Raw genomic sequence first — 8,601 nt, 5'->3', positions numbered from 1 at the left:
TCGTCGTCCTGCGGGGACTCCCCTGCACGCCCCCGGACCCGGCCGCCGTGCGTCTGCGACAGTCGCAGGGCTGATCTGCAGACGCAGGACGGCCGGGTGGGGGCGTGCAGGGGAGTCCCCGCAGGAAATGGCGTACGACGGGGGTCAGGCAACCGCCTGGCCGCACATGCCATTTCTGAGGAGTCTCCCCGGAGGGACCCCACCCCCCACCCACCGGGCAGGCGCACCCCCGCGCAGCGCGTGGCACCCGCACCTGCGTCTCAAGCCCGTCCGGCGATTGAGGACGGAACCGCCCCGCCGGAGCGACCCGCACCCCGCAAGGAACCCGGCACCCGCAGCGCCGCCAGGACCGGCAGGTGGTCGGTCGCGGCCATCAGGTCCGCCTCGCGGACGCCGGGCAGTCCCGTGGGGACCCCGCAGCCGAGCACCTCGATGCCGCCGGTCGCGAAGACGGCGTCGATCCGCTTGTGCGGGTCGTGCGGCGGGAAGGTGTGCTCACCGCCCCGGGGCCGGACCGCCCAGCAGTCCTGGAACCGCCCGGCGAGCAGCCGGAAGGCGCGCCCGCTGGGTACGTCGTTGAGGTCGCCGGCCACGACCACGTGATCGACGCCCATCGCGTCCACCGTCTCCAGCAACCGCTCGGCCTGGGCGAGGCGTTCGGCGCGCTCGAGGCTCAGATGGCAGCTCAGCACACCGATCCTGGCGCCCGCGATCCGGACGACCGCGGTCGCGAAGCCCCTGCGGTGCAGTCCCGGGGTGAGCGGCAGGAGGATGTCCTCGGTGCGCTCCACCGTGGCGCGCAGCGAGCAGAGCAACAGGGGCCCTGCCGCGGTGGCGCCGCCGCCGAGGACCACCAGGCCGCTGCGGGCGGCGAGCCGGGCGGCGGCCTTGCGCCAGCGGAAGAAGCGCGGCGCCTCCTGCACGAGGACCAGATCGGGTGCGCAGGCCTGGATGACGCGGGCCAGTGCGTCACAGTCGTCGCGCATCGAGCGGACGTTGTAGCTGAGCACTCTGACGACGGCCGAGCCGTCCTTCTCGGTACGGGAGTCGGGCAGCGACATCATGGCCATGCGGTCACGATACGGCGAACGCCCGCCGCTCCCCGAGAGGGGCGCGACGGGCGTCCGGTGTGTCCGTGTCCAGCCGGATCAGCCCTGGCGGGCCAGGTCCGCCGCGCCCACGAGACCGGCCTTGCCGCCCAGTTGGGCCGCGAGCACCTGGGCGTGCGGGCGCCACTCGCCGCCGATCAGCCAGCGCCGGAACGACTTGCGGATCGGGTCGAGGACCAGTTCGCCCTCGTCCGAGACGCCGCCGCCGACGATGAAGGCGGACGGGTCGAAGAGCGAGGCGAGGTCGGCCAGTCCGGCGCCGGCCCAGCGGGCCAGCTCGCGGAACGAGTCGACGGCCACCGGGCAGCCCTGCCGGGCGGCCTCACTGATGTGCTTGCCCTCGATACCGTCGACCGTGCCGTCACCGAGCGCCAGCAGGATCGCGGCGTTCTCGGGGGTGGCGTTGGCGCGCTGCTTCGCGTACCGGACGAGGGCACGGCCGGAGGCGTACTGCTCCCAGCAGCCCTGGCTGCCGCAGCCGCAGAGGAGTCCGTCCGGGACGACCCGGATGTGGCCGAACTCGGCGGCCACGCCGAAGCGTCCGCGGCGCAGCTTGTTGCCGATGATGATGCCGCCGCCGAGGCCGGTGCCCAGCGTGATGCAGATGACGTCCTCGTGGCCCTGCCCGGCGCCGAAGCGGTACTCGCCCCAGGCCGCGGCGTTGGCGTCGTTCTCGACGACCACCGGGAGGCCGACGCGCTGCTCGACCTTGTCCTTCAGCGGCTCGTGCCGCCAGTTGATGTTGGGTGCGAACAGCACCGTGGCCCGCTTGTCGTCGACGTATCCGGCCGCGCCGATGCCGACCGCCTCGACCGGGTGTCCCGCGCTCGCGCCGGACACCGCCGCCGCGATGGCGTCCACGATGCCTTCGGCCGTCGGCGGGGTCGGCACCTTGAAGGTCGAGAGGATGTGGCCCTCTTCGTCCACCACTCCAGCTGCGATCTTCGTGCCGCCGATATCGACGCCGATGGTGAGTCCCATGAATCCCTCAGTTTCGGTCGAGCCCCGCTGGGGCAACCGTACCCGAGGCGGGGCCCCCTCCTGTCGGCGCCGGTCAGTCCAGGTCGATGTGTTCGCCGGCGCCGGGCCCCTCGTCACGAGGGTCCGTGGGGTCGTCCGCCTTCGATTCGGTGCCTGCGGGGTCCCCCGCACCCTGGGTCCAGCGGCGTTCCTGGCCCTCGACCGCCGAGCGGTAGGCGGCGAGCAGTTCACTGCCGGCCGCGGCAATGTGATCGAAAACGTCCGGATTGCGTTCGATAACGGGCTCGACGGCGGACTTCGCCTGCTTGATGACCTGCTGTACGGCCCCCTGGGCAGCCATGCCGAACAAAGGCGTCTGGAGGGACCCGAGCTTGTCGGCCACCGCGTCGACCAGTTTGCGCAGCTCCTCGGCGGCGGAGCCGGGCGGCGGGCCGTACGCGGCGCGGCGGCGGGCCTTCTCGGCGGCGAGGTCCTCGGCGCAGGCCTGCGCCCACGCGTCGTCGTCGGCGGGACGATCGGTGGCTTCGCTCATGGCGGACTCCTGCGATGTGGCTGCCGGCGGCCGGCAGCCGGGGGCTTCTACCAACGACGGTACCCGAACGGTGGTACGCCGTTCAGCTCCTGTTCGGCCACAGCCCGGGGTCCGGCGTGAAGCGGACCCGCAGCACCCCGTCCGTGAGGGCGGCGCCGGAGACGGTGCAGCGGCGCAGTGCGGACTCCAGGGGCACGATGCGGTGGAACGGACCGACGGTGAGGAGCAGCTCGTTGCCGCGCCGGACCAGCTGGAGGTCCTTCTTGGCGGCGCCGGGGAGGCGCAGGCACCAGACGAGTATGCCGTCGGCGTCGTCCTGTCCTTCGGGGGCTCCGGCCTCCTCGATCCACCAGGGGTCCTCGGCGCGGCCTCCGTCGCGGCTGTCCGGGAGCAGCCCCGGCGTGTCGTCCGCGAGGCCGGCGAGGTCGCCGGGGTCCTGCGGATCGCGCCCGAGGTGCGGCATGTGGAGCGGTGGGGTCTCGGCGGACCGTTCCTCGTGCCAGTGGCCGAGGCACTTCTCCTGCTGCCCGGCGAGCGCGGCGAACCAGGGGTCGGCCGCGTGCCGGGGCAGCACCCGGTTGGCGACCAGGGCGTCGACCCGCAGCCCGTGGAGGGCGATCCCGGTGCGGGCGGCGCGCAGGGCGTCCTCGGCGGCCGGGCCCGGTTCGGCGACGAGCCGGAGCGTCGTCGCGCGGTCCTCGATCAGCGCCTGGACGTCGGCCAGCTCGGCGTCGCGCCGGGCGGCGGCCTCGTACAGCCACTGGGCGGGCATGGGCACGCCGGCGAGCTGGGCGAGCATCGGGCGCAGGGCGCGGGCGGCCTGGCGTTCCTGGGGCAGCAGCCGGCGCAGGTAGCGGCGCAGTTGTCCGGGCAGGGCGAGCAGGGCGAGGGCTTCGTGCAGCGGCGGCAGGTCGACGACGAGGAGGTCGTAGCCGGCCCGGGACCAGTCGCCCTGTGCGGCGCGGCGCAGGGCGTGGAGCATCGCGAGTGCGGCGCTGCCGGGGAGTTCGGTGAGCTCCTCGCCGTCCATGCGGTTGCCGCCGAGCAGGTCGAGCACGCCGGACAACTTGTCCTGGAGGGCGAGGAGTTCGCTGCGGAAGTGCGCGCCGGAGTCGATCCGGACGGACCACAGCGCGTCGGCGACGGCGGTCGGTTCGGTGGCCGTCGGGAAGCCGGGCACGGTGTCGGCGGAGATCAGCAGGGTGCGGGCGCCGTCGCGGGCGCCGGCCAGCGCGGTGGCCGCCGCGACGGTGCTGCGGCCGGCGCCGCCGAGGCCGGTGACCAGGACCGTACGCACCGGGTCAGGCCTTCGGGACGGACTCGACACGCTTCTTGAGGCCGGCCAGGGCGCGGTCGATGATGACCTTCTCGGCCTTGCGCTTGATCATGCCGAGCATGGGGATCTTCACGTCGACGGTCAGCCGGTAGGTGACCTCCGTGCGGTCGCCGTCGCCGAGCGGCGCCAGGGCGTACGAGCCGTCGATGGCCCGCAGCATCTGGGACTTGACCAGGGTCCAGCTGACCTCGTAGTCGCCGATCCAGGTGTAGGCGAGGGTGTGGTCGTCCTTGATCGCGCCGGCGTCCAGCACGAGGCGGACCTTCTCGGCGCGACCGCGGTCGTCGGTGCCGAGCACCTCGGCCTCCTTGACCTCGCCGGTCCATTCCGGATAGCGGTCGAAGTCGGCGATCACGCCCATGACGTCGGCCGGTGCCGCCTCGATCGTGATGCTCGAGCTGGTGTGTTCAGCCATCGCTGTGGCCCTCCAGTGCGGTGTACCGGTCGGTCGGCAGAGGCCTGCCGCCAGAAGGCTATCCCAGGGCCAGGCCGGTTCGGGCGAGGGCCTGGGTCACCACTCCAGCGCCCAGGGCCGGCCGGTCGAGGCGAAGTGGCCGACGTTCACGCACTCGGTGTCGCCGATCCGCATCCGGCGGGCCAGCGGCTGGTGGACGTGGCCGAACAGGGAGTAGCGGGGGCGGGTGCGGCGGATGGCGTCGAGCAGCGCCCGGCTGCCGCGCTCGAAGCGGCGGGCCACGGTGTCGTACGTGAGCTCGGGGACCTCGGGCGGGATGTGCGTGCAGAGCACGTCGACCGAGCCGACCGCCTCGATCTTGGCCGCGTACTCCTCGTCGCCGATCTCGTACGGGGTGCGCATCGGGGTCCGCAGGCCGCCGCCGACGAAGCCGAAGACGCGGCCGCCGATCTCGACGCGGTCGCCGTCCAGGACGGTGGTGCCGGGACCCGCGTACTCGGGCCACAGGCCGGGGATGTCGACGTTGCCGTACGTGGCGTACGTCGGCGTGGGCAGCGCGGCGAACATCTCGGCGTACTGCTTGCGCACCGCGGAGACGATCGCGGCGTTGCGGTCCATCCCCGCCCAGAGCTCCCGGCCGAAGTCCCGGGCCTCCTCGAAGCGGCGCTCGGTGCGCAGGGCGACGATCCGGTCGGCGTTCTCGACGCCGAAGAGATCGGGGAAGATGCCGCGCGAGTGGTCCGCGTAGTCGAGGAAGAGCACCAGGTCACCGAGGCACACGAGGGCGTCGGCGCCCTCTCCGGCGCGGGCCAGCGCCTCGGTGTTCCCGTGTACGTCGCTGACCACGTGGACGCGGGTGCGCCGTCCGGCTGAGGCACTCGGGCTGTTCCGTCCTGCTCGCATGACGATCACCCTAGAACTCGGTGGCCGACGTGGGTAGGGACCCCTGGACCTGCGGATACCTACGGAGGCCGTGCGGGGTGGACTACTCTGCGCGGATAACCACGACCGATATGTGTGATGCATAAGACATCTGGCCCGAACCCCCTATCGGGAACCGAGTACCGGTGGGTAACGTCCGGGCAGTCCAGTCGTGCTCACCCCACTGAGCACCCGCCTGTCTTGGACCGCAGCCGGTGCGTCACACAGAGCCGTGGCACCGGAGCCCGATGAGGAGCAGCAGTCTTGCGCGAGTTCAGCCTTCCGGCCCTGTACGAGGTCCCCTCGGACGGCAACCTGACGGATCTCATCCGCCGCAATGCCGCTCAGCATGCCGATGTCGCGGTGATGAGCCGCAAAGTGGCGGGCGTCTGGACGGACGTCACCGCCACCCAGTTCCTGGCCGAGGTCAGAGCCGTCGCCAAGGGGCTGATGGCCTCCGGTGTCGAACCCGGCGACCGGGTCGCCCTGCTCTCCCGCACCCGTTACGAGTGGGTGCTGCTCGACTTCGCGATCTGGAGCGCGGGCGCCGTCACCGTGCCGGTGTACGAGACGAGTTCCGCCGAGCAGATCCAGTGGATCCTCGGCGACTCGGGCGCCACCCTGTGCATCGTGGAGTCCGAGGCGCACCAGGCGTCCGTGGTCTCGGTCCAGGCGGATCTGCCCGCTCTGAAGGGCATCTGGCAGATCGAGGATGGCACGATCCGCCGGATGTCGGCGCTCGGCGAGGAGATCTCGGACGAGGCGCTCGACCTGCGGATGACGAGCGCGAAGGCCGACGACCCGGCCACCATCGTCTACACCTCGGGCACCACCGGCCGCCCCAAGGGCTGTGTGCTGACGCACCGCAGCTTCTTCGCGGAGTGCGGCAACGTGGTGGAGCGGCTGAAGCCGCTGTTCCGTACCGGCGAGTGCTCCGTGCTGCTCTTCCTGCCCGCCGCGCACGTCTTCGGCCGGCTGGTCGAGGTCGCCTCCGTGATGGCGCCGATCAAGCTCGGCTGCGTACCGGACATCAAGAACCTCACCGATGAACTGGCCGCGTTCCGGCCGACCCTGATCCTCGGGGTGCCGCGCGTCTTCGAGAAGGTCTACAACTCGGCGCGCGCCAAGGCCCAGGCCGACGGCAAGGGCAAGATCTTCGACAAGGCCGCGAACACGGCGATCGCCTACAGCCGCGCACTGGGCACCCCTCAGGGCCCGTCCGTCGGCCTGAAGTTCAAGCACAAGGTCTTCGACCGCCTCGTCTACAGCAAGCTGCGGGCCGTGCTCGGCGGTCGCGGCGAGTACGCGATCTCCGGCGGCGCACCGCTGGGCGAGCGGCTCGGCCACTTCTACCGCGGCATCGGCTTCACCGTCCTGGAGGGCTACGGCCTCACCGAGACGTGTGCGGCCACCGCCTTCAACCCGTGGGACCGGCAGAAGATCGGCACGGTCGGCCAGCCGCTGCCCGGTTCCGTCGTGCGCATCGCCGACGACGGCGAGGTGCTGCTGCACGGCGAGCACCTGTTCGCCGGCTACTGGAACAACGAGGCGGCGACGGCCGAGGCGCTGGCCGACGGCTGGTTCCACACCGGTGACATCGGCACCCTCGACGAGGACGGCTATCTCGCGATCACCGGCCGCAAGAAGGAGATCATCGTGACGGCGGGCGGCAAGAACGTCGCTCCCGCCGTCATCGAGGACCGCATTCGGGGGCACGCCCTGGTGGCGGAGTGCATGGTCGTCGGCGACGGCCGCCCGTTCGTGGGCGCGCTGGTGACGCTGGACGAGGAGTTCCTGGGCCACTGGGCCGAGGAGCACGGCAAGCCCGCCGGCTCGACCGCCCTGTCGCTGCGCGAGGACCCCGAGCTGCTGGCCGAGGTGCAGCGCGCGGTCGACGACGGCAACGCCGCGGTCTCCAAGGCCGAGTCCGTACGCAAGTTCCGCATCCTGGCCGCCCAGTTCACCGAGGAGGCGGGCCACATCACGCCGTCGCTGAAGCTCAAGCGCAACGTGGTGGCGAAGGACTTCGCGGACGAGGTGGAGTCGATCTACCGCGCCTGATCCGGACGTACGCGGAAAGGGCCCCGCCGCAGCGGGGCCCCTTCCGGGTACGCGGGCTCAGAGCAGTTCCCGCAGCCGCTCCGCCAGCAGGTCCCAGCGCCACTTCTCCTCGACCCAGGCCCGGCCCCGCTCCCCCATCCGCTGCCGCAGCTCCGCGTCACCGAGCAGCGCCACGATCCGCTCCGCCGACTCCTCGGCCGAGCCGCCGCGCACCACCCACCCGGTCTCCCCGTCGAGCACGGCGTCCGGCGCTCCGCCCGAGTCGCCCGCCACGACCGGCAGCCCGGTCGCGGACGCCTCCAGGTAGACGATGCCGAGGCCTTCCACGTCGAGGCCGCCGCGCCGGGTCCGGCACGGCATCGCGAAGACGTCACCGGCCCCGTAGTGCGCGGGCAGCTCCTCCCAGGGCACCGGACCGGTGAACCGCACCGAGTCCCCCACCCCGGTCTGCGCGGCCAGCTTCCTCAGCTCCCCGGCGTACGGCCCGCCGCCGACGATCAGCAGGACCGCGTCGGGCACCTCGGCCAGGATCGCGGGCATCGCGAGGATCAGGGTGTCCTGGCCCTTGCGGGGCACCAGCCGGGACACGCAGACGACGACCGGCCGGTCGGTGAGCCCGAGCCGGGCCCTGACGCGGTCGCCGCCGGAGTCCGGGTGGAAGGTCTTCTCGTCGACGCCGGGCGGGAGCTGGACCATGCGCCCGGCGGCGGCCGGGGTGAGCGCGGCGGCGATCCGGGAGCGGGTGTACTCACCGAGGTAGGTGATCGTGTCCGTGCCCTCGCCGATCCGCCGCAGCAGCTGACGGGAGGCGGGCAGCTGCGCCCAGCCTGCCTCGTGCCCGTGAGTGGTGGCGACCAGCCGGCGGGCCCCGGCCCGGCGCAGCGCCGGCGCCATCAGGCCGAGGGGAGCGGCGGCACCGAACCAGACGGACGTACAGCCGTGGGTGCGCAGCAGTTCCGTGGCGCGCCGGGTCACCCGCGGGGTCGGCAGGAGCATCGTCGTACGGTCGCGGACCACGGTGAAGGGCTGCTCGGCGTCGAAGGCCGCGGTCGCCGCCGCTCCCTCGGCGCCACGCTTCCAGGTGGAGGCGTAGACGACGACCTGTTCCGGGTCCAGCCGGAGCGCCATGTTGTGCAGGAACGCCTGGATGCCACCGGGACGGGGCGGGAAGTCATTGGTCACGATCAAGGTCTTGTCCATCGCCGCCGACAGTACCGGGCGGCCCCGCCTGATGGCTCGCCCACAG

At 72.5% G+C, this 8,601-nt stretch carries 8 protein-coding genes; 1 reads left to right on the top strand and 7 read right to left on the bottom strand.

The window, feature by feature from the left end:
- Positions 1 to 260: 260 nt before the first annotated feature.
- The 6 genes from ABTX18_RS07820 to ABTX18_RS07795 all read right to left on the bottom strand — a co-directional run bounded on the left by ABTX18_RS07820 (position 261) and on the right by ABTX18_RS07795 (position 5,276).
- Positions 261 to 1,070, bottom strand: a complete 810-nt coding sequence (locus ABTX18_RS07820; RefSeq protein WP_352121838.1) for an endonuclease/exonuclease/phosphatase family protein — start codon at positions 1,068 to 1,070, stop codon at positions 261 to 263.
- Positions 1,071 to 1,148: 78 nt separating this feature from the next.
- On the bottom strand, positions 1,149 to 2,090 hold the full coding sequence (locus ABTX18_RS07815) for an ROK family glucokinase (protein WP_352121837.1): 942 nt from the start codon (positions 2,088 to 2,090) through the stop codon (positions 1,149 to 1,151).
- 73 nt (positions 2,091 to 2,163) lie between these two features.
- Entirely contained in the window at positions 2,164 to 2,622 is a 459-nt protein-coding gene (locus ABTX18_RS07810) for a DUF5304 domain-containing protein (RefSeq protein WP_352121836.1), read from the bottom strand.
- 82 nt (positions 2,623 to 2,704) lie between these two features.
- Entirely contained in the window at positions 2,705 to 3,919 is a 1,215-nt protein-coding gene (locus ABTX18_RS07805; RefSeq protein WP_352121835.1) for an ArsA family ATPase, read from the bottom strand.
- Positions 3,920 to 3,923: 4 nt separating this feature from the next.
- Positions 3,924 to 4,373 carry an SRPBCC family protein gene (locus ABTX18_RS07800; protein WP_148017697.1) on the bottom strand — a complete coding sequence of 150 codons (450 nt, stop codon included), beginning with the start codon at positions 4,371 to 4,373 and terminating at the stop codon, positions 3,924 to 3,926.
- 96 nt (positions 4,374 to 4,469) lie between these two features.
- Positions 4,470 to 5,276: a metallophosphoesterase family protein gene (locus ABTX18_RS07795; RefSeq protein WP_352121834.1), complete on the bottom strand. Its 807-nt coding sequence runs from the start codon at positions 5,274 to 5,276 to the stop codon at positions 4,470 to 4,472.
- 282 nt (positions 5,277 to 5,558) lie between these two features.
- Between ABTX18_RS07795 and ABTX18_RS07790 the strand changes: the two genes are divergently transcribed.
- Positions 5,559 to 7,355, top strand: a complete 1,797-nt coding sequence (locus tag ABTX18_RS07790; RefSeq protein WP_352121833.1) for an AMP-dependent synthetase/ligase — start codon at positions 5,559 to 5,561, stop codon at positions 7,353 to 7,355.
- A gap of 57 nt (positions 7,356 to 7,412) precedes the next feature.
- On the opposite strand, the gene ABTX18_RS07785 is transcribed toward ABTX18_RS07790, so the two are convergent.
- The gene (locus tag ABTX18_RS07785) at positions 7,413 to 8,555 is read right to left on the bottom strand and encodes a glycosyltransferase family 4 protein (protein WP_352121832.1); all 1,143 of its coding nucleotides are present in this window, start codon (positions 8,553 to 8,555) and stop codon (positions 7,413 to 7,415) included.
- Positions 8,556 to 8,601 lie beyond the last annotated feature (46 nt).

This window comes from Streptomyces sp. NPDC096323, from assembly GCF_040302845.1.
In the GTDB taxonomy this organism is placed as follows: Bacteria; Actinomycetota; Actinomycetes; order Streptomycetales; family Streptomycetaceae; genus Streptomyces.
This window is presented reverse-complemented; position numbering and strand designations above follow the sequence as displayed.